Annotated in this window: 26 protein-coding genes; 6 read left to right on the forward strand and 20 right to left on the reverse strand. The window is 69.3% G+C overall.

The window, feature by feature from the left end; all coding sequences use genetic code 11:
- Positions 1-161: 161 nt before the first annotated feature.
- Complete coding sequence (locus tag AC07XP_RS27480) at positions 162-956, forward strand: hypothetical protein (RefSeq protein ID WP_495266454.1); 795 nt, start codon at positions 162-164, stop codon at positions 954-956.
- 15 nt (positions 957-971) lie between these two features.
- Here AC07XP_RS27480 and AC07XP_RS27485 read toward each other — a convergent pair whose 3' ends face one another.
- From AC07XP_RS27485 to AC07XP_RS27570, 18 genes are all read right to left on the reverse strand, one after another.
- A complete protein-coding gene (locus AC07XP_RS27485; RefSeq protein WP_495266455.1) occupies positions 972-1,949 on the reverse strand; it encodes a 2-dehydropantoate 2-reductase in 978 nt (325 codons plus the stop codon).
- A gap of 13 nt (positions 1,950-1,962) precedes the next feature.
- Positions 1,963-2,751 carry a class II aldolase/adducin family protein gene (locus tag AC07XP_RS27490; RefSeq protein ID WP_070063516.1) on the reverse strand — a complete coding sequence of 263 codons (789 nt, stop codon included), beginning with the start codon at positions 2,749-2,751 and terminating at the stop codon, positions 1,963-1,965.
- 18 nt (positions 2,752-2,769) lie between these two features.
- On the reverse strand, positions 2,770-3,762 hold the full coding sequence (locus AC07XP_RS27495; protein WP_390347331.1) for a Bug family tripartite tricarboxylate transporter substrate binding protein: 993 nt from the start codon (positions 3,760-3,762) through the stop codon (positions 2,770-2,772).
- 37 nt (positions 3,763-3,799) lie between these two features.
- Positions 3,800-5,533, reverse strand: coding sequence for a dihydroxy-acid dehydratase (gene ilvD / locus AC07XP_RS27500; RefSeq protein WP_495266456.1), 1,734 nt, complete (start codon positions 5,531-5,533; stop codon positions 3,800-3,802).
- 37 nt (positions 5,534-5,570) lie between these two features.
- The gene (locus AC07XP_RS27505) at positions 5,571-6,038 is read right to left on the reverse strand and encodes a nuclear transport factor 2 family protein (RefSeq protein ID WP_307589519.1); all 468 of its coding nucleotides are present in this window, start codon (positions 6,036-6,038) and stop codon (positions 5,571-5,573) included.
- 21 nt (positions 6,039-6,059) lie between these two features.
- Positions 6,060-6,881, reverse strand: a complete 822-nt coding sequence (hpaI, locus tag AC07XP_RS27510) for a 4-hydroxy-2-oxoheptanedioate aldolase (RefSeq protein ID WP_095743199.1) — start codon at positions 6,879-6,881, stop codon at positions 6,060-6,062.
- Between the two features lie 11 nt (positions 6,882-6,892).
- Positions 6,893-7,696 carry a 2-oxo-hept-4-ene-1,7-dioate hydratase gene (gene hpaH, locus AC07XP_RS27515; protein ID WP_062476860.1) on the reverse strand — a complete coding sequence of 268 codons (804 nt, stop codon included), beginning with the start codon at positions 7,694-7,696 and terminating at the stop codon, positions 6,893-6,895.
- Between the two features lie 17 nt (positions 7,697-7,713).
- Complete coding sequence (locus AC07XP_RS27520) at positions 7,714-8,121, reverse strand: 5-carboxymethyl-2-hydroxymuconate Delta-isomerase (RefSeq protein ID WP_495266457.1); 408 nt, start codon at positions 8,119-8,121, stop codon at positions 7,714-7,716.
- 13 nt (positions 8,122-8,134) lie between these two features.
- Positions 8,135-8,962, reverse strand: a complete 828-nt coding sequence (locus AC07XP_RS27525) for a DODA-type extradiol aromatic ring-opening family dioxygenase (RefSeq protein ID WP_495266458.1) — start codon at positions 8,960-8,962, stop codon at positions 8,135-8,137.
- Positions 8,959-9,294, reverse strand: coding sequence for an aromatic ring-opening dioxygenase subunit LigA (locus tag AC07XP_RS27530; protein ID WP_095949812.1), 336 nt, complete (start codon positions 9,292-9,294; stop codon positions 8,959-8,961). The genes AC07XP_RS27525 and AC07XP_RS27530 overlap by 4 nt, the downstream gene beginning before the upstream one ends.
- Positions 9,295-9,296: 2 nt before the next feature.
- Positions 9,297-10,271 (reverse strand): tripartite tricarboxylate transporter substrate binding protein, encoded by a 975-nt coding sequence (locus tag AC07XP_RS27535; protein WP_495266459.1) that lies wholly within the window; start codon positions 10,269-10,271, stop codon positions 9,297-9,299.
- Entirely contained in the window at positions 10,268-11,734 is a 1,467-nt protein-coding gene (gene hpaE, locus AC07XP_RS27540; RefSeq protein ID WP_495266460.1) for a 5-carboxymethyl-2-hydroxymuconate semialdehyde dehydrogenase, read from the reverse strand. Before hpaE ends, AC07XP_RS27535 begins: the two co-directional genes overlap by 4 nt.
- 37 nt (positions 11,735-11,771) lie before the next feature.
- Positions 11,772-12,773, reverse strand: a complete 1,002-nt coding sequence (locus AC07XP_RS27545) for a Bug family tripartite tricarboxylate transporter substrate binding protein (protein WP_070063509.1) — start codon at positions 12,771-12,773, stop codon at positions 11,772-11,774.
- A gap of 44 nt (positions 12,774-12,817) precedes the next feature.
- Positions 12,818-13,588, reverse strand: coding sequence for a fumarylacetoacetate hydrolase family protein (locus AC07XP_RS27550; protein ID WP_495266461.1), 771 nt, complete (start codon positions 13,586-13,588; stop codon positions 12,818-12,820).
- A complete protein-coding gene (locus AC07XP_RS27555; RefSeq protein ID WP_159273493.1) occupies positions 13,585-14,220 on the reverse strand; it encodes a fumarylacetoacetate hydrolase family protein in 636 nt (211 codons plus the stop codon). Before AC07XP_RS27555 ends, AC07XP_RS27550 begins: the two co-directional genes overlap by 4 nt.
- Positions 14,217-14,654 (reverse strand): homoprotocatechuate degradation operon regulator HpaR, encoded by a 438-nt coding sequence (gene hpaR, locus AC07XP_RS27560; RefSeq protein ID WP_056583837.1) that lies wholly within the window; start codon positions 14,652-14,654, stop codon positions 14,217-14,219. The genes AC07XP_RS27555 and hpaR overlap by 4 nt, the downstream gene beginning before the upstream one ends.
- 87 nt (positions 14,655-14,741) lie before the next feature.
- A complete protein-coding gene (locus AC07XP_RS27565) occupies positions 14,742-15,746 on the reverse strand; it encodes a tripartite tricarboxylate transporter substrate binding protein (protein ID WP_495266462.1) in 1,005 nt (334 codons plus the stop codon).
- Positions 15,743-17,443: an FAD-dependent oxidoreductase gene (locus tag AC07XP_RS27570; RefSeq protein WP_495266463.1), complete on the reverse strand. Its 1,701-nt coding sequence runs from the start codon at positions 17,441-17,443 to the stop codon at positions 15,743-15,745. Before AC07XP_RS27570 ends, AC07XP_RS27565 begins: the two co-directional genes overlap by 4 nt.
- A gap of 101 nt (positions 17,444-17,544) precedes the next feature.
- Here AC07XP_RS27570 and AC07XP_RS27575 point away from each other — a divergent pair, with 101 nt between their 5' ends.
- From AC07XP_RS27575 to AC07XP_RS27585, 3 genes are read left to right on the forward strand one after another with little or no spacing between them, the layout of a single operon-like run.
- A complete protein-coding gene (locus AC07XP_RS27575) occupies positions 17,545-18,444 on the forward strand; it encodes a LysR family transcriptional regulator (RefSeq protein WP_495266473.1) in 900 nt (299 codons plus the stop codon).
- 23 nt (positions 18,445-18,467) lie between these two features.
- Positions 18,468-19,859, forward strand: a complete 1,392-nt coding sequence (radA, locus tag AC07XP_RS27580; RefSeq protein ID WP_070063503.1) for a DNA repair protein RadA — start codon at positions 18,468-18,470, stop codon at positions 19,857-19,859.
- Positions 19,860-19,900: 41 nt separating this feature from the next.
- Complete coding sequence (locus AC07XP_RS27585; RefSeq protein WP_495266464.1) at positions 19,901-21,418, forward strand: BCCT family transporter; 1,518 nt, start codon at positions 19,901-19,903, stop codon at positions 21,416-21,418.
- Between the two features lie 87 nt (positions 21,419-21,505).
- Here AC07XP_RS27585 and AC07XP_RS27590 read toward each other — a convergent pair whose 3' ends face one another.
- On the reverse strand, positions 21,506-21,961 hold the full coding sequence (locus tag AC07XP_RS27590; protein ID WP_487848852.1) for a hypothetical protein: 456 nt from the start codon (positions 21,959-21,961) through the stop codon (positions 21,506-21,508).
- A gap of 172 nt (positions 21,962-22,133) precedes the next feature.
- Here AC07XP_RS27590 and AC07XP_RS27595 point away from each other — a divergent pair, with 172 nt between their 5' ends.
- Together AC07XP_RS27595 and AC07XP_RS27600 are read left to right on the forward strand one after the other, a co-directional pair.
- On the forward strand, positions 22,134-22,523 hold the full coding sequence (locus tag AC07XP_RS27595; RefSeq protein WP_167394955.1) for a VOC family protein: 390 nt from the start codon (positions 22,134-22,136) through the stop codon (positions 22,521-22,523).
- Positions 22,511-22,939: a glycerate kinase gene (locus tag AC07XP_RS27600; RefSeq protein WP_495266465.1), complete on the forward strand. Its 429-nt coding sequence runs from the start codon at positions 22,511-22,513 to the stop codon at positions 22,937-22,939. The genes AC07XP_RS27595 and AC07XP_RS27600 overlap by 13 nt, the downstream gene beginning before the upstream one ends.
- Before the next feature lie 33 nt (positions 22,940-22,972).
- Here AC07XP_RS27600 and AC07XP_RS27605 read toward each other — a convergent pair whose 3' ends face one another.
- The gene (locus AC07XP_RS27605) at positions 22,973-23,971 is read right to left on the reverse strand and encodes a recombination-associated protein RdgC (RefSeq protein WP_489060260.1); all 999 of its coding nucleotides are present in this window, start codon (positions 23,969-23,971) and stop codon (positions 22,973-22,975) included.
- Positions 23,972-24,081 lie beyond the last annotated feature (110 nt).

The raw sequence follows: 24,081 nt of genomic DNA on the forward strand, positions 1-24,081 counted from the left end.
CAGGACACTGGGTGCTTCCCGCAGCGAAATTAAGGAGGAGGCCGCAGGCCGGGGGACATTCGCGGAGGGAAGTACCCGGTGGCCTGTGCACGCGCCCCGAACCTCCCCGCATGAACTGAGCACGCCGCCGGAGACAATCCGCGCCGGAGGAAAACAGTTCAATGACCCATTCGACGAAGAAACGAACGCCGTCGCGTACCGCACGGCATGCTCTCGGCCTGGCACTGGCCATCGCCGGCTTTTCGGCGCAAGCCCAGACCGAAGCGGCCGCACCGCCCATGGCCGCAGCCTCGGCACCCGCCGAAGCCACCCCAGCCGCACCCCCATCCCAAACCCGCGTGCGCTACCTGCGCATGCCCCAGCAGAGCGGCGCCGATCACCTGCGCGTGGTGCGGCGCGAAGACACGGTGGGCCGCGTGGCCGGCCAGGTCGCGCTGAACGTCGCGTTCGCCGTGCTCGGCACCGGCGCGGCCGTGCAGGGTTTCTCGAAGGACGGCCTTGGCGGCACCACGCTCGAAGCGTTGCGCGACGACCCGGTGAGCGTCAACCCGGCGATGAGCGACCTGCAGGAGGCCCTGAGCAAGATCGCCACCGACATCTACCGCCGCCGCACCGAGACCGCGCTCGCCACCGCGCTGACCGACGGCTCCACGCCCGAAGAGATCGAGGCCGCGCGCCAGACGCCGAAAGAGGCCGACTCGCCGCTGGTCCCGGGGTCGTGGCACCTCGTCTACGAAAACCTGATGGGCTCGGACGAACTGTTCCGGCTCAAGTACGGCGCCTCGCTGGGGCGCGCGGGTTTCATGCGTCCGCCGATCGGCTGCAGCTACGAATCGGAGCCGCTGGCCTGGACCCAGTGGCAGGCCGACGGCTGGCAGCGGCTGCGCGAGGAGCGCACGAAGATCGTGGCCCGTTGCGTCGAGGCCATCGGCGCTGCACCCGAAAACCGCTGGTAGTCAGCGGCAGGCCGCTCAGTACAACCCGAGCTGCCGCGTGCGCAGCCGCGCCAACCCCAGCAGCGCATCCGTGAACGGCGTGGCCACGCCCGTCAGCTCGCCCAGCTCGCGCACCACGGTGACGAGCGCGTCGAGCTCGACCGAGCGGCCCGCTTCCACGTCCTGCAGCATCGAGGTCTTGAACGCGCCGAGCTTCATCGTCACCGCGTGCCGGTCCTCGGGGCTCTGCGTGATCTCGATGCCGATGCGCCGGCCGATCTCCTTGGCTTCGAGCATCACGGCCGAGATGAAGCCGCGCACGTAGTCGTCGCCCATGATCAGGTCGGTGGTGGCGCCGGTGAGCGCGCTGATCGGGTTCACCGTCATGTTGCCCCACAGCTTGAACCACACGTCCTTCTGGATCTGCGGCGACAGCGTGGTGTCGATGCCTGTGCTCTTGAGCAGTTCGACCAGCTTCTGCACGCGCGGCGTGGCCTGGCCCGAAGGCTCGCCCACGATCAGCCCGTTGCCGAAGTGGTGCCGCACCACGCCCGGCCCGTCGAGCGAGCAGCTCGCGTGCACCACGCAGCCGATCACGTTGCGCGACGGAATGGCCTTGGCGATGGCGCCTTCGGGGTCGACGGCCGCGAGCCGGTGCCCCGTGATCTCGCCGCCGAAGCCGCCTTCGAGGAACCACCACGGCACGCCGTTCATCGCGACCAGCACGATCGTGTCGGGCCCGATCAGCGGCCCGATGCGCTCGGCCACGCCGGCCAGTGCGGGCGCCTTCACGGCGATCACCACCAGGTCTTGAACGCCCAGTGCCTCGGGGTCGGCCACCGCGTTCACCGGCACGCGCGTGCGCACGTCGCCGCGCATCAAAGAGAGTCCGTCGCGTTGCAGCGCGTCGAGCGTGGCGCCGCGCGCCACCACGTTGAGGCGCTCGCCTGCCTGTGCGAGGCCGACGCCGATCCATCCGCCGATCGCGCCGGCGCCGTAGATGCAAATCTTCATGGGAACAGGCGCCTCAGTTGCGGTAGCTCGGGTCGATGCGGTCCACCTGCCGCACCAATGCATTGAACACGTCCTGCCCGGCGCCGTGCGCGGGGCTGAACTGCAGCGCGTCGCGCGTGCAGCGCTGCGCGATCTCTTCGCTCACCGGGATCGCGGCGCCCATCGAGAAGGTCGCCATCTGGATCTCGCAGGCGCGTTGCAGCGTCCACAGGATCGCGAAGGTCTGCGGCAGCGTCTGGCCCCAGGCCAAGAGGCCGTGGTTGCGGAGGATCACCGCGTTGCGATCGCCGATGCTTTTCAGCAGGCGCGGGCCTTCGTCGGCATGGATCGTGATGCCCTCGAAGTCGTGGTACGCCACCATGCCGTGCAGCTGGGCGGTATAGAAATTGGTCTGCTGCAGGCCGCCCTGCAGGCAGGCCACGGCCACGCCGGCCGTGGTGTGCGTGTGCATCACGCAGTGCGCGCCGGGCAGGCCGTCGTGGATGGCCGCATGCACCACGAAGCCGGCCGGGTTCACCGGGTAGGTCGAGCCGTCGAGCACCTTGCCCTGCAGGTCGATCTTCACCAGGTTGCTGGCCGTCACCTCGCTGTAGTGCAGGCCGAAGGGGTTGATGAGGAACTGCTTCTCGCCACCGGTCACGCTGTCGGGCAGCCGCACCGTGATGTGGTTGTAGATCATCTCGGTCCAGCCCAGCATCGCGAACACGCGGTAGCAGGCCGCGAGCTCCTCGCGCGCGGCGCGCTCGTCGGGATGGATCGAGGGATGGACCAGCGCCGACGGCGCGGTGGCGAGTGTGTTCATGGCAGTTCCTTCATGTGATCAACCTTCAGCCGTGAAGCCGACCTCTTTCACGATCGGCGCCCACTTGGCGGTGTCCTTCTTCAGCAGATCGGCCAGCTCGGCCGGCGTGGAAGACATGGCTTCCAGGCCGAAAGTGCCGAGGCCGTCGATCACGTCCTTCTGTGCGAGCGCGTTCTTCATCGCCGTGTTGAGCTTCGTCACCAGCTCGGGCGAGGCCTTGGCCGGCAGGAAGAAGGCGAACCATTCGCTGTGCGCCATGTTCTTGATGCCCTGCTCGCCGAATGTCGGCACATCGGGCGCGAAGCGGCTGCGCTTGGCACCCGACACGCCCAGGATGCGCACCTTGCCCGACTGCAGGTGCTGCGTGATGTCGCCGATGGGGCCCGACACCGCCGAGATGTTGCCGCCCAGCAGGTCGAGCATGGCCGGCTGCGTGCCGCGGTAGGCCGCGTGCTTGAGCTCGACGCCGCCCTGCTTGCCCAGCAGCGCACCGATGAAGTGCGGCGTGGAGCCCGCGGCCGGCGAGCCGTAGTTGGCGCCGGCCGGGTTGGCCTTGGCCCAGGTGAGGAACTCGGGCACCGTCTTGATGGTGGCCGGCACGGCCGGGCCCACGGCGAAGCCGAAGTCGAAGATGCAGGCCAGGCTCACGGGCGTGAGGTCGACCATCGGGTCGTAGGGCAGCTTCTTGTAGATGTGCGGGTAGATCGTGAGGATCGACGTGGGCGTCTGCAGGATGGTGGTGCCGTCGGCCGGGCGGCCCTTCACGTAGCTCACGGCGATCTGGCCGCCCGCGCCGGTGCGGTTCTCGACCACCGCGGTCTTGGCGTAGTCGGGGCTCAGCTTCAGCGCAATGCGCCGGCAGGTGGTGTCCGAGGTGCCACCGGCCGCGAAGCCGGTGACGATGGTGGCGTTCTCGAGCGCGGCAGCCTGCGCAAAGGCCTGCTGGCCGAGGCTGGCGAGCAGCGCCGAAGCGCCGGTGGACTGCAGCATGTGGCGGCGGGTGAAGGTCATGTCTGTCTCTTTTCGGATGGGTGAGGAGGGAACAGGATCACGACTCGTCGCGCAGCCAGGTGACCGCGCCCGAGTGGGTCACGGCGCCCTGGTGGGCAGGGCGCACGGTGAGCGCGTATTTTTCCAACAAACCACCGTGCGCCGCCCCCGCGTTTACCTCACGTCCGGCCAGCCGCGACGCGATTTCTTCGGCGCTCAGTTCGACCGAAATGCTGCGCGCCGCGGCGCGTGCATCGATGGCCACCATGTCGCCGTCGCGCAGCACCGCGATCGGCCCGCCGTCGGCCGCCTCGGGCCCCGCGTAGCCGATGCACAGGCCGCGCGTGGCGCCCGAAAAACGCCCGTCGGTCAGCAGCGCCACCTTGTCGCCCATGCCCTGGCCGTACAGCAGCGCGGTGATGCCCAGCATCTCGCGCATGCCGGGGCTGCCCCTGGGGCCCTCGTTGCGGATGACGATCACGTCGCCCGCTTCGTAGCGGCGGTTCTGCACGGCCGCCTGCGCTTCTTCTTCCGAGTTGAAGACACGCGCCGGACCGCGGTGCACCAGCGTCTTCAGGCCCGCCGTCTTGAGCAGCGCACCGTCGGGGCAGAGGTTGCCCTTGAGCACCGCCAGCCCGCCGTCGCGCGTGATCGGGTTGCCCGCTGCGCGCACCACGCGGCCGTCGGGCGCGGCGGCGTCGGCCACTTCCTCGGCCAGCGTGCGGCCGGTGAAGGTGAGGGCATCGCCGTGCAGGAAGCCCTGCTCCAGCAGCGTGCGCAGGATCACGCCCGCGCCGCCGATGTAGTACACGTCGCGCGCCAGGTACTGGCCGCCCGGACGCAGGTCGGCAATGAGCGGCGTGCGCGCGAAGATCTCGGCCACGTCGTCCAGGTGGAACTTGATGCCGGCTTCATGCGCAATGGCTGGCAGATGCAGCGCGGCATTGGTGGAGCCGCCCGTGGCCGAGACCACGGCGCAGGCGTTTTCGAGCGCCTTGCGCGTCACGATGTCGCGCGGCAGCGGGCCGTCGCCCATCACCGCCTTCATCAGCTGCTTCGCGGCGCGGCGCATCAGCGGCGCGCGTTCGCTGAACACCGCGGGCACCATGCTCGAACCGATGGGCGCCAGGCCCAGCGCCTCCGACACCATGCCCATGGTGTTGGCCGTGAACTGCCCCGCGCAGGCGCCGGCCGTGGGCAGGCAGGCGCGGCTCATGGCGTCGAGCTCGTCGTGCGTGGCGGTGCCGGCCAGCACCTTGCCGATGGTCTCGTAGGTGTCGACCACGTTCAGGTCGCGGCCATCGGGACCGGGCATCTGCCCCGGCAGGGCAGAGCCGCCATGCACGAACACGCTGGGCACGTTGCAGCGGACCATGCCCATCATCAGGCCCGGCAGGTTCTTGTCGCAGGCGCCGATGGCGAAGATGCCGTCCCACTGGTGGCCACGCGTGGACGCTTCCACGCTGTCGGCGATGAGCTCGCGCGAGATCAGCGAGAAGCGCATGCCCGAGTGCGCCATCGTCAGGCCGTCGCTCACCGACACCACCGGGCATTCGTGCGGCGTGCCGCCGCCGGCGTAGATGCCGGTCTTGGCGTGCTGCGCCTGCTCGCGCAGGTTGAGGTTGCACGGGCTCATCTCGCCGCCCGTGTGGAACACGCCGACGTGCGGGCGCGCGATGTCCTCGTCGTCCTGGCCCAGCGCATGCAGGAAGCTGCGCGTGGTCGCGCGGATCGTGCCCTCGCGGATGGTCGCGGAGCGGAAGCGTTTCGTGGGGTCGGTGGGCGTGGTCATGCGGCTGGCGGAAGCTGGCTCGTGGAAGGGCGGGGCGTCAGAACATGCCGTTCTTGTTCGCGGCGGTCTCGGGCACAGGTTGCACCACGTCCCAGTGCTCGACGATCTTGCCGTTCTCGAGCTTGAAGATGTCGACGATGGCGCTGCCGCGCGTGCCCGGCTCGCGCACCGCGTTCACATGCAGGATCACGTAGTCGCCGTCGACGAAGCTGCGCTTGATCTCGCTGTGCGACTTCGGAAACTTCTCGCGCAGGAAGGCGATGAACTTGCGAAAGCCCTCGGGCCCGTCGGCCGCCGTCGGGTTGTGCTGCACGTAGCGGTTGCCCACGTACTGCAGCGCCGCGTCGGCGTCCTTCTGGTTCAGGCCTTTTTCGTAGAAGGCGAGCACGGTCTGGCGGTTGGCTTCCTGCCGGGCCTGCGCGGTCGAGGCCGGGCCCGTCTGGGCGCAGGCGCCCAGGAGCAGGGCGGCTGCAGCGGCGAAAGCCGCGAGGGTGGTGCGTCGCATCGAAATGTCCTTGAAAGGGGATCAGTAGCCGTTGGGCGCGGTGGCGCCCGGCGCGGCCTTGTACTTCGCGAGCAGTTGCTTGGCGGCGGCCGCGAGCAGGATGGTGTCGACGCCCACGGCCACGAACAGCGCGCCGGCCGCGAGCCACTTGCGTGCCTGCTCCTCGGTGGTCGACAGGATGCCGGCTGCCTTGCCGGCCTTGCGGATGCGCGCGATGGCGTCGGCGATCGCGGCCTGCACCTCGGGGTGGTTGGGCTGGCCCACGAAGCCCATCGAGGCCGACAGGTCGGCCGGGCCGATGAACACGCCGTCCACGCCCGGCGTGGCCGCGATGGCGTCGATGTTCTTCATCGCCTCGACCGTCTCGGCCTGCACCAGCAGGCAGGTCTGCGCGTTGGCTTCGTGCAGGTAGTTCGGGTAGGCCTGCCAGCGCGAGGCGCGCGCCAGCGCACTGCCCATGCCGCGGATGCCTTCGGGCGGGTAGCGCATGCCCTGAACCAGCTGGGCGGCCTGCTCGGCGGTGTCGACCATCGGCACCAGCAGCGTCTGCGCGCCGATGTCCAGGTACTGCTTGATCAGCGTGGTGTCGCCGACCGGAATGCGCACGACGGGATGCGAGCGCTGCGCCTCGGGTTGCGCCGACCACGCGCTGGAAATGCCCTGCAGCTGCGCGAGCACCGAGCGCACGTCGTTGGGCGCGTGCTCGCCGTCGACCAGCAGCCAGTCGTAGCCGGTGCCGGCCAGCAGCTCGGCCACGTAGCCGTCGCCCAGGCCGACCCACAGGCCGATCTGGGGTTGGCCGGCCTGCAGGGCCTGCTTGAAGGTGTTGAGTGGGGTGTGCATGAAAAAACTCGTCAGACGAAACGGAAGGCGATGGAGCCGAGCGGGCCGTAGTCCGCGTGGAAGGTGTCGCCCGGCACGGCATTGGTCGGGCGCGTGAACGAACCGCCCAGCACGATCTCGCCGGCTTCGAGACATTCATCCCACGGCGCGAGCTTGTTCGCGAGCCAGGCCACGCCGGTGGCCGGGTGGTTGAGCACGGCCGCGGCCACGCCCGATTCTTCGATCACGCCGTTCTTGTAGAGCAGCGCGCTCACCCAGCGCAGGTCGACCGCGTCGGGCTTCACCGGCCGGCCGCCGAGCACGATGCCCGCATTGGCCGCGTTGTCGGCGATGGTGTCGAACACCTTGCGCATGGCCTTGGTGTGGCGGTCGAACTGCTCGATGCGCGCGTCGATGATCTCGATGGCGGGCACCACGTAGTCGGTGGCGGCCAGCACGTCGAAGATGGTCACGTTGGGCCCCTGCAGCTTCTTGCCGAGCACGAAGGCCAGCTCGACCTCGATGCGCGGCGCGATGAAGCGCGTGAACGGGATGTCGCCGCCCTGCTCGAAGAACATGTCGTCCAGCAGCGTGCCGTAGTCGGGCTCGGTGATCTGACTGGCCTGCTGCATGGCGCGCGACGTGAGGCCGATCTTGTGGCCCTTGACGATGCGGCCTTCGGCGATCTTGTGCTTCACCCATTCGCGCGAGATGGCGTAGCCATCCTCGATGGTCATCTCGGGGAAGCGCTTGGAGAAGTGCTCGACCTGCACGCGCGACTTCTCGCTCTCGTGCAGTTCGGCGGCCAGTTGGGCGATGGTGGCGGTGGAGAGCATGGGGGCTCGCTTCTTTTTTATGATTTGTTGAACAGGGGATGCAGGTTGCTGTGCTTGCCGTCGTACACCTGCCCCGGCGCTTCGTCGATCTGCAGGGTGATGCCGATGTGGCGCTGCTTGAAGACAGGTTCGAAATGCGTGCGCACGGCGGCCAGCAGCTCGTCGCCGGCTTTCTTCTTCACCGCCTCGGAGCGGCCCGAGGCCATGCGCAGGTTCAGGTACACGAAGGCGTAGTCGGCCCGGCCGTCGGCCACCGCGTAGTGCGCGGCCGGGTAGGCCAGCACGCGCGTGCCGCCCGTGGGGAACATCGGCTTGCCGGCCTCGTCGCGCTGTTCGAGCATGCTGTCGGCCAGCGTGCGGCACAGCGCCGACAGGTCGGTCTCGGCCTCGATGTTGGGCGTGTACAGGATCACCAGGTGCGGCATGGTCGTGCTCCGTTCAAACCACCGACATCGTCGCGGCCGTGCAGGTCACCGCGAAGATCGGGATGGCCTTCATGTGGAAGATCTCGCCCTTGCCGCGCGCGGCCGCGGCCACGCTCAGGAAGGTGCGGATCTCGAAGCCGCCCTGGCCCGCTTCGCGGTAGGTGGCCTCGTCGCCGTAGTCGGCCTGCGAGAGCAGCGCCTCGCGGTCGTTGGCGCACCAGCGGCGCATGAACTCGGCGTCCCACTCGGCATTGACCTTGCCCGAGTCGGGCGTGGCCGGCCAGTGCGAGATGCCGCCCGTGCCCACCAGCGCGATGCGCTCGGGCACCTTGTCGCAGGCGCGGCGCAAGGCCTCGCCGAAGGCCCACGCGCGGTGCAGCGGCGTGAGCGGCGGGCCCTGGCAGTTGATGTTCACGGGAATGACCTTGGTGTCGAAGGTCGGCGTGAGGAAGTTCAGCGGCACCATGATGCCGTGGTCGAACTTCCATTCTTCCGCGTAGGCCACGTCCACCGTCTGCATCACCTCGCGGATCAGGCGCTGCGACAGCGCGGCGTCGCCGGGGATGGTGTGCTTCTCGATGCCCAGCCACTTCGGGTCTTCGATCGGACCCTCGTAGCTGTCGGCCATGCCGATCGCATAGGCCGGCATGTTGTTCATGAAGAAGTTCGCGAAGTGCTCGGCCGCGATGACGATCACCGCGTCGGGCTTGGTCGCGCGCATCGCCTCGCCGAAGCGATGGAACTGCGCGTGGAACTCGTCCTTCACCGCCGGGTCGGCCAGGTGCGCGCGGCCGGTGATGCCGGGGGCGTGGCTGCACACGCCTGCGAATACGAGACTCATACGCCTGCCACTTTCTCGTCGGTTCCGGTTGTCATTGCATAGATGCCGGCGCGCACCGGGCCGTACTTGCGCACGCCTTCGCGCATGGCTTCCAAGTAGTCCGCCCACGCCACGCCGAGCAAGGGCGCGAAGTGCATCAGCAGCTGGCCGTTGCACCCGAGCACGTAGAGCTTGCCGATGTCGCCGCTGCCGATGGCTTCGCGCTCTTCGTCGTTCAGGTCGTAGCCCGCCAGCAGCGTGGCGCGCGTGTCGCCGCCTTCACCGAAGCGGCGCTGCACCTCGGCGTCGCGGTTCAGCGCGAACAGGAATTTCTGCATCGCATAGAGGCTCATGGTCAGCCCTCGATCTGGATGTTGGCCTTGCGGATCACGTCGCCGTACTTCGCGATCTCGCTGCGGATGAACTCGGCAAAGCGCTCGGGCGTGCCCGACAGCGACGCGATGCCGCCCTTGTGGAAAGCCTCGGTCACCGCTGGCGACGCAAGCGCGCGGTTCACTTCGGCGTTCACGCGTTGCACGATGGCGTCGGGCGTGCCGGTCGGGGCCAGCAGGCCGTTCCACGAATTGGACTCGATGGCCACGCCCTGTTCGGCCAGTGTGGGTATCGCGGGCGCGTACTGCGAGCGCTGCGCGGTCGCCATGCCCAGCGCCACCAGCTTGCCGGCCTGCACATGGCCGCGGAACTCGGGCCAGTTGCCGAACATGACGGTCACCTGGCCGCCGAGCAGGTCGGCCAGCGCCGGGCCCTGGCCCTTGTAGGGCACGTGCACGATGTCCAGGCCCATCTGCAGCTTGAGCATCTCGCCCGACAGATGCGCCGAGGTGCCGTTGCCGAAGGAGGCGAAGCTCAGCGTGCCGGGCTTGGCCCTGGCCTGGTTGCGCAGGTCGGCCAGCGTCTTCAGGCCGCTGCCCGGATGCGTGGCGAGCACGTGCTCCGACATGCCCATGAGCGCGACCGGGCGCAGGTCCTTGAGCGTGTCGTAGGGCAGCTTGCGCACGAGCGTCTGGTTGGCCGTGAAGCTGTTGGCCACGCACACGAAGCTGTAGCCGTCGGGCGCTGACTTGGCGACCGCGTCGACGCCGATCACCGTGCCGGCGCCGGGTTTGTTCTCGACGATCACCGGCTGGCCCAGCGCCTTGCCGAGTTCGAGGCCGACGAGGCGCGCGACGAAGTCGGTGGTGCCGCCGGGCGTGAAGGGCACGACGATGCGCACCGGCTTGGCGGGCCACGCCGTTTGCGCGCGTGCCAGTGCGGGCAGGGCCGCGAGTGCGGCCGCACCCTGCAGGAGCGCGCGGCGTTGCAGCGTCATGCCACGCCCCAGTGGGGGATGTGGTGCGAGCCCATCGACACCGCGATGTTCTTCGGCTCGCAGAACACTTCGTAGCTCCAGGTGCCGCCTTCGCGGCCCGTGCCCGAGGCCTTGGTGCCGCCGAAGGGCTGGCGCAGGTCACGCACGTTCTGGCTGTTGACGAAGCACATGCCGGCTTCCACGGCGGCGGCCACGCGGTGCGCCTTGCCGATGTTCTCGGTCCAGACGTAGCTGCTCAGGCCGTAGGCGATGTCGTTGGCCAGCTCGATGGCGTGCGCCTCGTCCTTGAACGGGATCAGGCAGGCGACCGGGCCGAAGATCTCGTCCTGCGCGATCTTCATGCGGTTGTCGACGTCGGCGAACACGGTGGGCATCACGTAGTTGCCCTTCTTCACGCGGTCGGGCAGGTTGGCGGGCGCCTCGAGGCCGCCGCACAGCAGCGTCGCGCCTTCCTTCGGGCCGAGCTCGATGTAGCTGCGCACCTTGGCCAGGTGGGCTTGCGAAATCATCGGGCCGACGATGGTCTTCTCGTCGAGCGGGTCGCCCACCGTGATGCGCTTCGCGCGCTCCGCGAACTTCGCGGCGAAGTCGGCGTAGATCGACTGCTGCACCAGGATGCGCGAGCCGGCCGTGCAGCGCTCGCCGTTGTTGCTGAAGATCATGAACACGGCCGCGTCGAGTGCGCGGTCGAGGTCGGCGTCTTCGAAGATCACGAAGGGGCTCTTGCCGCCCAGTTCCATGCTGAACTTCTTCAGGCCCGCGCTCTTCACGATGCGGTTGCCGGTGGCGGTGGAGCCGGTGAACGAAATGGCGCGCACGTCGGGGTGCGCCACCAGCGGCTCGCCGGCCTCCTTGCCGTAGCCGTGCACGAGGTTCAGCACGCCGGCGGGAATGCCGGCTTCGAGCGCCAGCTCGCCCAGGCGCGCGGCCGTGAGCGGCGACAGCTCGCTCATCTTCAGCACGGCGGTGTTGCCGAAGGCCAGGCAGGGCGCGACCTTCCAGGTGGCGGTCATGAAGGGCACGTTCCACGGGCTGATGAGCGCGCACACGCCCACCGGATGGAACAGCGTGTAGTTCAGGTGCGTGGGCGTGGGATAGGTGTGGCCGTCCACCCGCGTGCACATCTCGGCGAAGTAGTAGAAGTTGTCGGCCGCGCGCGGAATGAGCTGCTTGCCGGTCTGCGCGATCACCTGGCCGCAGTCGTTGGTTTCGGTCTGCGCGATCTCGGGCACGTGCTTGGCGATGAGGTCGCCGAGCTTGCGGATGAGCTTCGCGCGCTCCGGCGCGGGCAGGCCGGCCCACTTGGGGAAGGCGGCCTTGGCGGCGGCCACGGCGGCGTTCACTTCGGCCTCGCCGCCCGAGGCGACTTCGGCCAGCACGTCCTGCGTGGCGGGGTTGACGGTTTCGAAGTAGTCGGCGCCTTGGACTGGCTTGCCGTCGATGAGGTGATGGATCTGTTGCATGGGCGTGAAGGTGTTGCGGCCTTGCGGCGGTGTGTCGTCAGTCGAGCTTGATGTCGCGCGCCTTGATCAGCGCGTGCCACTTCTTGCGTTCGGTGTCCACGAAGCGGGCCATCTCGGCGGCGTCCGTGGGGCGGGCTTCCCAGCCGGCGTCGTAGAGCTTCTGCTTCACGCCGGTGTCGTTCATGCTTTTCAGCAGGTCGGCGCCCAGGCGCGCCTGGATGTCCTTGGGCGTGGCGGCCGGTGCCACCAGCCCCTGCCAGGTGTAGGCCTCGACGGCGTAGCCGAGCTCCTTGGCCGTCGGCAGCTGGGGCAGTTGCGGTACGCGCTCGGACGACATGGCCAGCAGCGGGATTACCTTGCCGGCCTTCACGGCGCTGATGCCGCTGGGCAGGTCGAGCATCATCAGCGGCACCTGGTTGCCCATGAGGTCCTGCAGCGCAGGTGCGCCGCCCTTGTAGGGAATGTGCAGCAGCGAGACGCCGGCTTCGCGCTGGAACAGCTCGTAGGCCAGGTGGTGCGGGCTGCCGGTGCCCGGCGTGGCGATGCTGTACTTGCCCGGCGAGGCCTTGAGCGCGGCGATGAGCGCCTTGGCGTCGCTGAAGCCCGCGCCCGGCGCGGCCGTGATGATCAGCGGCGAGCGGCCCATCATGCCGAGCAGCGCGAAGTCTTTCTCGGCGTCGTAGGGCAGCTTCTTGTAGAGCGCGGGGTTGTAGACCAGCACGCCGTTGTCGGCCGAGAACACGGTGTAGCCGTCGCCCGGCGAACGCGCCACGTTTTCCGACGCGATGATCGCGCCCGCGCCGGGGCGGTTGTCGACCGTGACGGGCTGTGCGAGCTGCTGCGAGAGCTGCGCGCCGGCCGTGCGCGCGAGGTAGTCGGTGCCGCCGCCGGCCGGGTAGCCCACGACCCAGCGCACGGGCTTGGTCGGGTAGGCCGAGGCGGTCTGTGCGGTCGCGGCCGGTGCGAGCAGCAGCGTGGCGGCGCTGGCCGCCACGAAGGCGGCAGCAAGGCGGAAGGTCCGGGTTCTGGCGGTCGTCATGGCGGTGTGTCTCCGTTTTTTTGAAAAGGGGGTGGCGCAGTCGATCAGCGCGCGGCGATGGTGTTGACCAGCGCGCCGATGCCGTCGATCTCGGTCACGACCACGTCGCCCGGCTGGCAATCGACCACGCCGTCGGGCGTGCCGGTGAGGATCAGGTCGCCCGGCGACAGCGTCATGAAGCGGCTGAAGTACTCGATGAGGAAGGGCGCGTCGAAGATCATGTCGCGCGTGTTGCCCTGCTGCGTGACGGTGCCGTTCACCGTGGTGCGCAGCGCGAGCGCCATCGGGTCGGCCACGTCGGCCGCATCGACGAACCACGGGCCCAGCGGCGTGCAGGTGTCGCGGTTCTTCACGCGCAGGTTGGGGCGGTACCAGTTCTCGAGGTAGTCGCGGATCGCGTAGTCGTTGGCCACCGTGTAGCCGCCGATGAAGTCGTAGGCGTCGTCGCGCTTCACGTGCTTCGCGGTCTTGCCGACCACGATGGCGAGTTCGCACTCGTAGTGCATGAACTTCACGTCGGTCGGGCGGTGCGTGAGCTGGCGGTGGCCGATGAGCGTGCTCAGGCCCTTGACGAACACCAGCGGTTCCTCGGGCGCCTTGAACTCCAGCTCTTTGGCGTGGTCGGCGTAGTTGAGGCCGAGCGCGAGGATGGTGCGCGGGCGCGCCGTGGGCGCGAGCGGCGGCAGCCACACGAGCTGCTCCTGCGGCACGACGCGGCCGTCGGCCAGCCGCACGGCCGCGTCGGCCTGGCCGTTGAATTCGTGCGCGGTGCCGGTGTGCTCGCGGCCTTCGAAGATGACGCGTGCGTGCTTCATGCCGTTGCTTCCTTCACCAGCGTGTTGCTCAGGGTCTCGAACCCCGGCGCGGAGATGTCGATGCGGTCGCCCGCGCGGGCCAGCGGACGGCCCAGGTCGCAGCCGAGCATCAGCACGTCGCCGTGCGCCAGCGTCATGAACTCGCCCACGTCGGCCAGCAGCTGCGGCGCGGGGCGCACGAGCTGCGAGAAGTCGATCGACTGCTTCAGCTCGCCGTTGATGCGCACCTCGACGCGGAACTGCGCCGGGTCGGCCACCTCCTGCGCGTCGCGCAGCGCCGGGCCGATGCCCAGGAAGCCGTCGACGCACTTGAACTTCACCGGTGGGCGGAAGAAGCTCGCATGCGGGATCGACAGGTCGTTCAGCAGCACGAAGCCTTCGATGTCGCCCTCGGCGCCGATCACCATGCCGATGCTGGCGCCGACTTCCACGTCGGACACCGCGGCGGGCACGGTGACAGTGCTGCCGTGCGGGCTCCAGGTGTTGGCCGTCTTCACGTAGAGCACGGGCGCCTTCGGCGGTGCCTTGTAGGGCGCCTCGGTCATCTGCGGCGCGAGTGCCGCGGCCTCGGCGCGGAAGTTCAGCAGCGTGCCGTACACGGTGCCGGTGGGGAGAAAGGAGGAGGTGGTCATGGTTCGGGTTGCTCCAGCGCGATCAGTTCGTCCAGCAGGCCGTAGAGCTGCGTCAGCTTGGCCTTGCCCAGCGACTGCTCCATCCAGTCGTAGTGCGCCTCGATGCTGGTGCCCAGGCGCTTCACGAGCTTCATGCCGTGCGGCGTGGCCTCGACCACGGTGCGGCGCTGGTCGGCCGGGTCGCGGGCGCGGGTGATGAGGTTGTCGCGCTCCATGCGCGCCAGCACGCCCGTGAGGCTGGGGCCGAGGATGAAAGCCTCGCGCGCGACGCGGCCGGTGTCGACCGCGCCGTGCTCGCCGAGCACGCGCAGCACGCGCCATTGCTGGTCGGACAGCGCGTGCTCGCGCAGGCTGGGCCGCGTGTGGGCCATCACGGCTTCGCGGGCCTGCAGCAGCAGGCGCGGCAAATTGCGGTGCGTGAAGGTGGTGCTCAAAAGCTGTGCCTCTCAGAATTATTTAACATGTTAAATGAATGCCGAGAAAACACGCCTGCGGGATAACCCTTGCGGGTCGTCGGGTGCTCAGTCGATCGTGGTGCCGGAGGCGCGGATCACGCGCCCCCAGCGTTCGGTTTCGCTGCGGATGTAGGCGGCCAATTGCTCCGGCGCGCCCGCACCGTGCGCCCCCGGCGCGGCCGGCTCGAAGCCCTCGCTCTCGAGCTTCTGGCGCAGCGCGGGTTGCGCGACGAGGCGGGCGATCTCCTGGCTGCAGCGGTCGATGAAGGCCTTGGGCGTGCCCGCGGGCGCGACCACGCTCTGCCACGCCACCGCCTCGAAATCGGCGGTGCCCGCCACGCCCGACTCGGCCACGGTCGGCACGGCGGGGAAGGTCGGCTGGCGCTTGCGCGAGGTCACGGCCAGCGCGCGCAGCTTGCCGCTGCGCACGTGCTGCAGGGCCGGCGCGATGTCGGTGAACATGAGCTGCAGCTGGCCGCCGAGCAGGTCGGTCAGCGCGAGCGCGCTGCCCTTGTAGGGCACGTGCACCATGTTCGCGGCGGTCGCGACCTTGAACATCTCCGCGCCCAGGTGCTGCGGGCTGCCGTTGCCGGCGGAGCCGTAGCTCAGCGCGTCGGGCCGCGACTTGGCGAGCGCCACCAACTCGGCCAGCGTGTTCGCCGGCACCGACGGGTGCACCACCACCATCAGCGGCACCGCGCCGATGAGGCCGACCGGCGCGAAGTCTTTCGCGGGGTCGTACGAGAGCTTCTTGTAGAGCCACGGATTGATGGCGAGCGTGGTGCTGGTCGCGACCAGCAGCGTCGTGCCGTCGGGCGCGGCGCGCGCCACCTGCGAGGCGCCGATGGCGGTGCCGGCGCCGGGCCGGTTGTCGACGATCACGGTGCGGCCCAGCGCGGAGCCCAGCTGCTGCGCGATCAGCCGCCCGAGCATGTCGGTCGTGCCGCCGGGCGCGTAGGGCACGACGATGGTGATGGGCTTCTCGCCTTGTGCGCGCACGAGGGCGGGACCGGCGGCGCAGGCGGCGGCGGACAGCGCGCCCAGATGGCGCAAGGCATGGCGACGGTTCATTGGCTTGTCTCTCTTTCTTTTTCGGATGTCGGTGCGGCCACCACGGCGGCGCCGCGCAGCAGGTCGACCAGCGCGAGCGCGTCGACCGGCACGGCATGTCCGCGCCAGGCCACGTGCTGGTCGGGGCGCGAGAGGACGAGCGGCCGGTCGTACACGGCGGTGGCGGCCGAGGCGCGGATGTCGAGCGTGCGCAGCGGCAGGCCGCGCGCCGCGGCGGCGGCTTCGAGCGGCGCGACATCGATCGCGGGGTCGAAGCGCAGCAGCGTGTAGCCCTCGCCGGGCATCGCCATCGCGTCGTACAGCGAGCGGCCGTCGTCCAGCCACAGGTGCGGCGTGCGGCAGCCCGGCACGGTCGAGGGCGTGAACTCGTACATCGTGTAGGCGGGCGCGGCCTCGCCGTCGTAGGCGATGAGCGGCGAGCCCTCGTAGAAGTAGCCGAAGTTGAGACCGCCGCAGCAGTACTGCTGCACGTTCAGGTCGTACAGCGCCTGGCCGCGCGCGGCGCGCAGCGCGTCGCCCTCGGGCCCGGGCGCCTCGATGTTCTCGGGCACGCCTTCGCGCTGGCGCTGGAGCGCGAGCGCGTGGTTCATCGCGAACCGCGACACCTGCTCGGTGATCGGCTGGCGCTCGGCCTCGTGCGCCGCGAGCGCGCCTTCGGCCAGCCAGCCGTGCAGCCGGCCCGCGAGCAGCCACGAGAGGTTCATCGCATCGGCGATGCCGGCGTTCATGCCGTAGCCCGCCATCGGAATCCACAGGTGCGCGGCGTCGCCGCAGATGAACACGCGGCGGTCGCGGAAGCGGTCGGCCACGAGCCGGCGCCCGACCCAGTCTTCGTTGGAGATCACCTCGTACTCGAAGTCCTCGCCCACGCCCAGGATCTGGCGGATCGCCCAGTCGCGGTCGATCGAATCGAAGTCGGTCTCCTCGGGCAGCAGGTAGTTGTGCAGCAGCCAGGTCTCGCGCCCGTCGATGGCGTACACGTTGCCGCAGCGGCGCGGGTTCAGCGCGAAGGTGGCCCAGGCCGGCGGGTGCTTCAGCAGGCCCAGCAGCGCGGGCGCACGAAAGTACGTCGACTGCACGCGGCCCACCACGTCGGTGCCGTGCAGGCTGGCGCCGATCTTCTTGCGCACCGTCGAGCGGCTGCCGTCGCAACCGACGAGGTACTGGCAGCGGATGCGCACCGTGCGGCCGTCGTCCAGGTCCACGCCCGTGGCCCACACGCCCTCGTCGTCCTGCTCGAAGTCGTCGATGCGCGTGCGGTTGCGGATGCGCAGGCCGGGCGTGCCCTCGGCATGCGCGAACAGCACCGGCTCGAGAAAGATCTGGTTGATGCGGTGCGGCGGCTCCGCCGTGGGCCACCAGGTGTCGGGGCCGCCGGTGGCGGTGTAGCGCTCGCGGCGCGCGGGGATCGGAATGCGCGACAGCTCCATGCCCGTCACGGCCGTGCGGTAGGCCACGTCGTTCGGGTAGTCGGCCGGCAGGCCCGCATCGCGCAGCGCCTGCGCCACGCCCAAGCGGCGGAACACCTCCATCGAGCGCGCCGCCACGTGGTTGCACTTCACGTTGGGTGGCTCGCCGCGGTGGCGGATCTCGGTCATCAGTACGTCGATGCCGCGTTGCGCCAGGTCGATGGCCAGCGTCAGCCCCACGGGGCCGGCGCCGACGATCAGCACCTGGGCTTGCAGTTGCTCGGTCATGGGTTGCTTGTCTCCAGATTCTTGTGAGGCGCCATTACAGTGCCGAACCGGCTCGCGGAAAAAGTGAAACTTTCATGGCCATTCATAAAAAACCACTATCAATGCGCGGCGTGCCTTCTGTGAGGCAGCTGCGTGCGTTCGCGGCCGTGTACCACAGCGGCCAGCTGTCGAGCGCGGCGGCTGCGTTGTCGCTGACGCAGCCGGCCGTCAGCGTGCTGCTGCGCGAGCTCGAAGCGCGGCTCGGCGTGCGCCTGTTCGACCGCACCACGCGTTCGCTGCAACGCACCGAGGCCGCGAACGAGGCCATCGCCTATGCCGAGCGCGTGCTGGCCGAACTCGATGCGCTGGGCACCGGCATGGCCGAGCTGGCGGCGGGCCGGCGCGGGCGCGTGCGAATCGCGGCCACGTCCACCATCGCGCAGACGCTGATGCCGAAGGCCCTGCGCCGCTACCTCGACCTGCATCCCGACGTGAAGGTCGCCATCGAAGACTGCGCGCCCGGGCAGTTCGTGGAGAAGGTCCTCGGCGAGCAGGTCGACTTCGGCGTGGGCACGCTGCAGGCGCGCACGCCGGGGCTGGACCAGCGCGTGTTCGTGCACGACCACCTCGCGGTGATTGCCGACCGCGAGCTGCGCCTGCCCGGCACCGACCGCATCACCTGGCGGCAGCTCGCGGGTCATCCGCTGATCACGGTCAAGCCGGGGTACGGCGTGCGCAGCAGCATCGACATCGCCGCCGCAACCGCCGGCGTGCGGCTGGACATCGCCTACGAGGTGACGCTCTTGACCACGGCGCTCGCGATGGCGGCCAGCGGGCTCGGCCCGGCGCTGCTGCCGGCATCGATCCTCGCGCATGCCGACCACACGCGGCTGGTCGCGCGGCGGCTCATGCGTCCGACGGTGGCGCGCAACATCGCGGTCGTGACGCGGCAGGGCCGATCGCTGTCGCCGGCCGCGGCGGCGTTCGCGGACCTGCTGGTGCGCGAATTCGCCATCGCCTGAACCGCGCCCCCTAAACTCGCTGCATGGCCAAGGACAAAACAACTTTCGTCTGCAGCGAATGCGGCGGCACCAGCCCCAAGTGGCTCGGCAAATGCCCGAGCTGCGGGGCATGGAACACACTCATCGAACAGGTCGCCGGCGCGGCCAACGGACCGGCCAACAACCGCTTCGGCACGCAGTTCGCGTCGCTCGCGGGCGCCTCCGAACTCGCCACCCTGTCGGAAATCGAAGCCACCGATGTCGCGCGCACGCCCACCGGGCTCGACGAGCTCGACCGCGTGCTCGGCGGCGGCATCGTGTCGGGCGGCGTCACGCTGATCGGCGGCGACCCGGGCATCGGCAAGTCGACGCTGCTGCTGCAGGCGGTCGACGCGCTGCAGCGCGCGGGGCAGAACGCGCTGTACGTCACCGGCGAGGAAAGCGGCTCGCAGGTGGCGCTGCGCTCCAAGCGGCTCGGGCTCGACCACTCGCAGGTGCAGGTGCTGGCCGAGATCCAGCTCGAAAAGATCATCGCCACGCTCGACGCCACGCGACCGGCCATCGCGGTGATCGACTCCATCCAGACCGTGTACTCCGACCAGCTCACCTCCGCGCCCGGCTCGGTGGCGCAGGTGCGCGAATGCGCGGCGCACCTCACGCGCTTTGCCAAGACCAGCGGCACGGCCGTGGTGCTGGTGGGCCACGTCACGAAAGAAGGTGCGCTGGCCGGCCCGCGCGTGCTCGAGCACATGGTCGACACGGTGTTGTACTTCGAAGGCGACACGCACTCGAGCTTTCGCCTCGTGCGCGCCATCAAGAACCGCTTCGGCGCGGTGAACGAGATCGGCGTGTTCGCCATGACCGAGCGCGGCCTGAAGGGCGTGACCAACCCGAGCGCGATCTTCCTGAGCCAGCACGCCGAGCCGGTGCCCGGCAGCGTGGTGCTGGTCACGCTCGAAGGCACGCGGCCGATGCTGGTCGAAATCCAGGCGCTGGTCGACAACGGCGGGCCGAGCCCGCGCCGCCTGTCGGTGGGCCTGGACCGCGACCGCCTCGCGATGCTGCTGGCCGTGCTGCACCGCCACGCGGGCGTGGCCTGCATGGACCAGGACGTGTTCGTCAACGCGGTGGGCGGCGTGCGCATCAGCGAACCCGCGGCCGACCTGGCCGTGATGCTGGCCATCACCTCGAGCCTGCGCGGCAAGCCGCTGCCCAAGGGCTTCATCGCCTTTGGCGAAGTGGGCCTGGCCGGCGAGGTGCGGCCCGCGCCGCGCGGCCAGGAGCGCCTGCGCGAAGCGGCCAAGCTGGGCTTCAGCGTGGCCGTGGTGCCGAAGGCCAACGCGCCGCGCAAGGGCACGAAGGAGATCGAGGGCCTGACCATCCACCCGGTCGACCGCATCGAGGAAGCGATGGACGTGGTGCGACGGCTCGACTGACGCGCACCCGCACGACAACCCCCCCCACCAGGAGACCCCCCATGCAACTCATCGTCTCCGCCGGGCTGATCGCCGTGGTCGTGCTGTGGGGGCTGGTGTCTCCCGCGTCGCTCGACCGCGTGTTCAGCACCGCGCTCGCCGACATCACGCGCAACTTCGGCTGGTTCTACCTGTGGGTGGTGCTCGGGCTGGTGGTGCTGGCCTTCTTCCTGGCCTTCAGCCGCTTCGGCGACCTGAAGCTGGGCGACGAGGACGACGAGCCCGAGTTCTCCATCGGCGCCTGGTTCGCGATGCTGTTCGCGGCCGGCATGGGCATCGGCCTGGTGTTCTGGGGCGTGGCCGAGCCGATCTCGCACTACGCGAACCCGCCGCCCGGCGTGATCGCCGGCACGCCCGATGCGGCAGGCGTGGCGATGCGCTACGCCTTCTTCCACTGGGGGCTGCACCCCTGGGCGATTTACGGCATCGTCGGCCTGTCGATTGCCTTCTTCAGCTTCCGCCGCAAGGCGCTGCCGCTGGTCAGCTCGGCCACCGAGGCGCTGCCCTGGCGCTTCGTGCAGCGGCTGTCGCCGGCCTTCAATGTGCTGGCCGTGGTGGCCACGGCCTTCGGCGTGGCGGCCTCGCTGGGCATGGGCGCGACGCAGATCAACAGCGGGCTGCACGCGGCCTTCGGCACGGACATCGGCCGCTGGACGCAGGCGGTGATCATCGTGGTGACGACGGTGCTGTTCATCACCTCGGCGGTCACCGGCGTCGAGCGCGGCGTGAAGTGGCTGTCGATGGGCAACCTGGTGCTGGCGGCGCTGCTGGCGCTCACGGTGCTGATCGTCGGGCCGACCATTGCCATCGTCGAGACCTTCACCAACACGCTGGGTTCGTACCTCGCCGAGTTCGTGCGCATGAGCCTGCGCATGAACCCGTTCCGCAACAGCTCGTGGGTGGCCGACTGGACGCTCTTCTACTGGGCCTGGTGGCTGGCGTGGTCGCCGTTCGTGGGCCTGTTCATTGCGCGCGTGTCGCGCGGGCGCACGATCCGCCAGTTCATCCTGGGCACGGTGATCGCGCCCACGCTGGTGGGCTTCGCGTGGTTCTCGGTGTTCGGCGGCGCCGCGCTCAACTTCGAGATCTTCCAGGGCGTGCCGCTGGTCGAGTCGGTGAAGGCCGACGTGTCGACCACCATGTTCGTGATGTTCCAGGCCATGCCGATGGGCGGGCTGCTGTCGATCGTGGCGACGCTGCTGGTGTTCGTGTTCTTCGTGACCTCGGGCGATTCCGCGACGCTGGTGCTGGGCATCATGAGCACGAAGGGCAATCCGAACCCGCCTGCCCGCGTCAAGATCACCTGGGGCGTGCTGGTGGCGGCGATTGCGCTGAGCCTGCTGTTCGCAGGCGGCATCAAGGCCATACAGACGGCGACCATCGTGTTCGCGCTGCCGTTTGCGTTCGTGATCCTGCTGATGGCGCTGTCGGTCACGCTGGCCATCCGCGACGACTGGAACGCCGAGCAGAAACGCGAACGCGAGCTGCGACGCAAGATGCGGCAGCTCGTGAACTGGTAGGACGGACAAAAAAACGCCCGGCGCGCGGTGGACACGCGCCGGGCCTACCCTCCCTACCTTCCCTGGCCTTCTGTGTTCTTTGCTTGCTTAGCTTCCGATGTGCATCGTGAACGCCGGCCCGTTGTTGAGCACGCACTGGCCGCTGCCCAAGGTGGCGGAGTTCATCGTGTACTGGCAACTCAGGTTGCCGCCGCGACTGCCGGTGGCGTTCGCCACCCCGGCGGTGCGCGAGCCGGCCACGCGGGTCGCCTCTCCCTGAAACTGTTCGGCGCCGATCTGTGCATTGAAGTGGCCACGGCCGTTCATGTCGTTGGTCACCGTGCCCCCGACGGCGCCGTAGCGCGCGGCTTCGGCGTTCGACGGATAGAGCCGCGCGCTGAAGGTCTGTGACACAGGCCCCGGTGCGACGGCGTAGCTTTGCTGCGACGGCGCGATGGGAGCGGGTTGCCCGAGCGGCACCACGTAGCAACCGCTGAGGACGGTGCCCGCGAGTGCGGCGGCAAGGGTGAGTCGAACGATGGTGACGGAACGCGGGATGTTCATGCGTTTCTCGGTGGCCCGGGCAGATGCCCGTGCGGCGAAATGTGCCCGCACCCGCCCCGGCACCGCGTGCCTTTCGCCGGGAGTACCGCTTTCTGCGCCCGGCGGTAGCCACGGCGGCTACTGCGACGGGGTCGGGGCCGCACAATCGCGGGCCGTTTCCCGCTGCCGCCGAATGAAATCCACCGCACCGCCCATTGCCGCCGTCATGGTCCACGTCACCGATGTGAACGCCGCACTGCGCTGGTACGCCGACGCCTTCCCCGATGCGGTGCCGATGTCGATCGGCTCGCCGGCCTTCGAGTGCCTGTCGGTCCACGGCGTGCTGCTGGAGCTCGTGCCGGCCGACGCGAAGGTCGGCGCCGGTGCCTCGGGCTCGGTCGTGTACTGGAACGTCGCCGACTTCGATGCGGCGCTGGCCCACCTCGAGGCCTGCGGCGCGCCGCTGTACCGCGGCCCGCTGCGGCTCGAGGGCGACGAGCACATGGCACAGGTGCGCGACCCCTGGGGCAACTGCATCGGCCTGCGGGGGCCTTCCACCGGGCGGCGACAATGCGCCCCATGAATTTCCAGAAATTGCTGGTGCCCGTGGGGGCCGTCGTTCTCCTCGGCCTGTCCTGGCACCAATACGGATGGGGCGGCGTGGCGTTCGCCGGCGGTGCGATCGTGATGTTCCTGCTGATGCACTTCAACCGCACGATGCAGGTGCTCAAGCGGGCCGCCGATCGGCCCATCGGCACGGTGGCGAGCTCGGTGATGCTCAACGCCAAGCTCAAGCCCGGCGTGACGCTGATGCACGTCATCGCGATGACGCGCGCGCTCGGCGAGCAGCGTTCGCCCGAGAACGAGCAGCCCGAGCTGTACCGCTGGACCGATGCCGGCGGCTCCTACGTCGACACCGTGTTCAACGGCGGCAAGCTGCAGAGCTGGACGCTCACGCGGCCCGAGACGCCGGCCGACGAAGAAACGCCCGCGGCCTGAAGGCGGCGCGGGCGTTTCGCCTGATTCAGAACCTCAGAACGGCGCGTCTTCTTCTTCGGGCGTGTCGGCCTGCGCCGCAGGCGCGGTGGCAGTAGCCGCAGCCTTGGGTGCTTCATCCGGCGGTGCCGCCGAGAACGCCGCCTCGCCGCCCAGCGCGTCGAGCAGCGCCGGCACCAGCTGGCCGAGTTCGCCGGTGGCAATGGCCACGTCGGCGTCGAAGTTGTCTTCCTTCTTGCCACCCGCCGCGCCGTCGCCCGTGCCTTCGAGGAAGGTGATCTTGCGGATCAGCAGGCCGTGCGTCAGCTCGAAGGACACGCGGTCGTCCCAGGTGAGCGCCAGGCGCGTCGGGCGCTTGCCGTCGGTGATGTGCTGCTTGACCTCGTCGATGTCCAGCGCGTGCTTGGCGTAGCGCACCACGGCCTTGGAGTCGTCCGAGGCCTTGAGCTCGCACTCGCGGTCGATGCTGAAGCCGGCCGGCGGCTCCTGCGTCAGCAGCCAGTTGGCCATGGCGGCGGCCGGCTCGATCTGCGTGTTGATCAGCGCCACGGCAAAGCCGTCGAGCGACTTCACGAGGCTGGTGACCACTTCGTCGGCGCGCGCGGCGTTGCCGCAGTTGATCACGAGGCGGTTCTCGGCCTTGTCGATCCACACCGTGACGCGCGCGCTGCGCGTGAAGGCCATGGGCAGCAGCTCCAGGGTGATGTCTTCCTTGAGCTCCTTCTTTTCCTTCTTGCCGGGCTTGCGGCCGGTGGTGGTCTCGATCTGGGCGCAGCGCTCGTCGAGCTTGCGGCGCACCACGGAGCCCGGGACCTGCTTGCTCTCGATCATGTACTCGACCAGCCACTGGCCGTCGATGGACTCCACCAGCGGGCCGTTGGCCTCGCCGCGCGGCTCGACCCAGCCGGCGGACTTTTCCTGCGAGGGGCCGCAAGGCACGAAGCGTTGCTTGGCCAGCCCTTCTTCTGCCTCGGTCAGTGATTGGGACCAGGCAGGTTCGATGCGATAGACGATGACGTTCTTGAATACGGACACGGGAACCCTTTTTCCACTGGTTGGCACAACCGGCCATTGTCGGGCACCCGGTTCCGGGCTCGGCCGTAAAATCGAAAGCTTTTGCGACTTCCCAGTGGGTCGCCCCCCCA

This window comes from Variovorax sp. GW531-E2, assembly GCF_059423125.1.

Bases quoted from the DNA above. Each gene is read 5' to 3' on its own strand.
- AC07XP_RS27480 (WP_495266454.1), top strand. From the start codon at position 162: ATGACCCATTCGACGAAGAAACGAACGCCGTCGCGTACCGCACGGCAT.
- AC07XP_RS27485 (WP_495266455.1), bottom strand. From the start codon at position 1,949: ATGAAGATTTGCATCTACGGCGCCGGCGCGATCGGCGGATGGATCGGC.
- AC07XP_RS27490 (WP_070063516.1), bottom strand. From the start codon at position 2,751: ATGAACACACTCGCCACCGCGCCGTCGGCGCTGGTCCATCCCTCGATC.
- AC07XP_RS27495 (WP_390347331.1), bottom strand. From the start codon at position 3,762: ATGACCTTCACCCGCCGCCACATGCTGCAGTCCACCGGCGCTTCGGCG.
- ilvD (WP_495266456.1), bottom strand. From the start codon at position 5,533: ATGACCACGCCCACCGACCCCACGAAACGCTTCCGCTCCGCGACCATC.
- AC07XP_RS27505 (WP_307589519.1), bottom strand. From the start codon at position 6,038: ATGCGACGCACCACCCTCGCGGCTTTCGCCGCTGCAGCCGCCCTGCTC.
- hpaI (WP_095743199.1), bottom strand. From the start codon at position 6,881: ATGCACACCCCACTCAACACCTTCAAGCAGGCCCTGCAGGCCGGCCAA.
- hpaH (WP_062476860.1), bottom strand. From the start codon at position 7,696: ATGCTCTCCACCGCCACCATCGCCCAACTGGCCGCCGAACTGCACGAG.
- AC07XP_RS27520 (WP_495266457.1), bottom strand. From the start codon at position 8,121: ATGCCGCACCTGGTGATCCTGTACACGCCCAACATCGAGGCCGAGACC.
- AC07XP_RS27525 (WP_495266458.1), bottom strand. From the start codon at position 8,962: ATGAGTCTCGTATTCGCAGGCGTGTGCAGCCACGCCCCCGGCATCACC.
- AC07XP_RS27530 (WP_095949812.1), bottom strand. From the start codon at position 9,294: ATGAGCCTCTATGCGATGCAGAAATTCCTGTTCGCGCTGAACCGCGAC.
- AC07XP_RS27535 (WP_495266459.1), bottom strand. From the start codon at position 10,271: ATGACGCTGCAACGCCGCGCGCTCCTGCAGGGTGCGGCCGCACTCGCG.
- hpaE (WP_495266460.1), bottom strand. From the start codon at position 11,734: ATGCAACAGATCCATCACCTCATCGACGGCAAGCCAGTCCAAGGCGCC.
- AC07XP_RS27545 (WP_070063509.1), bottom strand. From the start codon at position 12,773: ATGACGACCGCCAGAACCCGGACCTTCCGCCTTGCTGCCGCCTTCGTG.
- AC07XP_RS27550 (WP_495266461.1), bottom strand. From the start codon at position 13,588: ATGAAGCACGCACGCGTCATCTTCGAAGGCCGCGAGCACACCGGCACC.
- AC07XP_RS27555 (WP_159273493.1), bottom strand. From the start codon at position 14,220: ATGACCACCTCCTCCTTTCTCCCCACCGGCACCGTGTACGGCACGCTG.
- AC07XP_RS27565 (WP_495266462.1), bottom strand. From the start codon at position 15,746: ATGAACCGTCGCCATGCCTTGCGCCATCTGGGCGCGCTGTCCGCCGCC.
- AC07XP_RS27570 (WP_495266463.1), bottom strand. From the start codon at position 17,443: ATGACCGAGCAACTGCAAGCCCAGGTGCTGATCGTCGGCGCCGGCCCC.
- AC07XP_RS27575 (WP_495266473.1), top strand. From the start codon at position 17,545: ATGCGCGGCGTGCCTTCTGTGAGGCAGCTGCGTGCGTTCGCGGCCGTG.
- radA (WP_070063503.1), top strand. From the start codon at position 18,468: ATGGCCAAGGACAAAACAACTTTCGTCTGCAGCGAATGCGGCGGCACC.
- AC07XP_RS27585 (WP_495266464.1), top strand. From the start codon at position 19,901: ATGCAACTCATCGTCTCCGCCGGGCTGATCGCCGTGGTCGTGCTGTGG.
- AC07XP_RS27590 (WP_487848852.1), bottom strand. From the start codon at position 21,961: ATGAACATCCCGCGTTCCGTCACCATCGTTCGACTCACCCTTGCCGCC.
- AC07XP_RS27595 (WP_167394955.1), top strand. From the start codon at position 22,134: ATGAAATCCACCGCACCGCCCATTGCCGCCGTCATGGTCCACGTCACC.
- AC07XP_RS27600 (WP_495266465.1), top strand. From the start codon at position 22,511: ATGCGCCCCATGAATTTCCAGAAATTGCTGGTGCCCGTGGGGGCCGTC.